This is a genomic window from Candidatus Accumulibacter aalborgensis, assembly GCF_900089955.1.
Lineage (GTDB): Bacteria > Pseudomonadota > Gammaproteobacteria > Burkholderiales > Rhodocyclaceae > Accumulibacter > Accumulibacter aalborgensis.
This window is the reverse complement of sequence record NZ_FLQX01000172.1, coordinates 1-1,167: the sequence shown is the minus strand read 5'-3', so window position 1 is coordinate 1,167 and position 1,167 is coordinate 1. Positions and strand designations below refer to the sequence as shown.

General features: G+C 54.7%; 2 protein-coding genes. Both read left to right on the top strand.

Features of this window, described 5'->3' with window-relative positions; translation table 11 throughout:
- Positions 1-485: 485 nt before the first annotated feature.
- Positions 486-728: an addiction module protein gene (locus ACCAA_RS21245; protein ID WP_245754726.1), complete on the top strand. Its 243-nt coding sequence runs from the start codon at positions 486-488 to the stop codon at positions 726-728.
- Complete coding sequence (locus ACCAA_RS21240) at positions 713-1,009, top strand: type II toxin-antitoxin system RelE/ParE family toxin (protein ID WP_186409244.1); 297 nt, start codon at positions 713-715, stop codon at positions 1,007-1,009. The genes ACCAA_RS21245 and ACCAA_RS21240 overlap by 16 nt, the downstream gene beginning before the upstream one ends.
- Positions 1,010-1,167: the final 158 nt, after the last annotated feature.

The window sequence follows — 1,167 nt, the reverse complement described above, 5'->3', positions numbered from 1 at the left end:
GTGCTCCAGTGCATGCCGCTGCCCCCACGACCGGCGCGCCGACGACCCCGACCGCCCAAGCAGCCCTATCTGATGCCGATGGCGGCGTAGCGGGGGTGGCCGGAATGATGATCAAGGCCAGTTTTAGATTACAAAATAGGAGGAAACCAAGTAACGCTAGAGCGGCGAGTTGAAGGTCTGGAAAAAGAAAACACAGAGCTAAAAACATCAGTAACCGCATTGCTTAAATCCCTCTACGTAATGGCCGATGGCGCAAACAGGTGGCGCGGCCCATCGCCAAAGCACCACGAACTCGCGGCCAAATATTTGGAGCCAATCAACCACCTCGTTTCTCCGAACGTCAAAGAGCAAGTAATGGCAGACATCAACAAAGCCCTCTTTCCTGACGAAGCCCAACCAGGCGCTCCACGGGACGCTTCACGCCCTTGAGCTCCACGTTAGCGGATGCCCGCACAGCGTTAGCGTGTTTTCCGAAAAAAGGTACAATGTTCGACATGAACAATATTTCTATTGCCGACATTCTTGAGCTTCCGGTACAGGAGCGCATTCGTCTCGTTGAGCTTATCTGGGACAGCGTTGCCGCAGTACCTGAAGCCGTGGAGATTTCGCCCGCGCTTAAGGCTGAACTCGAAGCGCGCTTGGCGGAGTTCGAGGCAAACCCGGAAGCAGGTTATTCCTGGGATCAGGTGAAATCAAGCCTTAAAGATGGCTCATGGCGTACCGCCTGAAATTCTCTACACGAGCGTTGCGTGAAACTGGCAAAGCTCAAGAGTGGTACGAATTACAGAGCCCCGGCCTCGGTGAAGAATTTATTGCCGCAATGGAATTGCAGCTAAAACGGCTAGAGCAAGGACCTCTGCTTTATGCTGAGGTAATTCCCAGTGTTCGCCGAGCACTCCTTCCTCGTTTTCCTTACGGTCTGTTTTATGCGGTGCAGGGTGATGTCGTGCATGTTTTGGCTGTGTTACATGATGCTCGCAGTCCGAGTCGTTGGCCAAAAAGCCGCTAACCTTACGTTCGAGAGGGACGGCGCAAAAGCGCGCCGCCCCTCAACTTCACGTTGAGCGTCGGCTTTCGGCCAAAGGGGCCAAAGGGGGCCAAAGGGGTCAGGCCGTTCGCCGTGATCGGCGGTATATCCAGCGGGTTAAAGTCCCGTGAAAGGAGTTG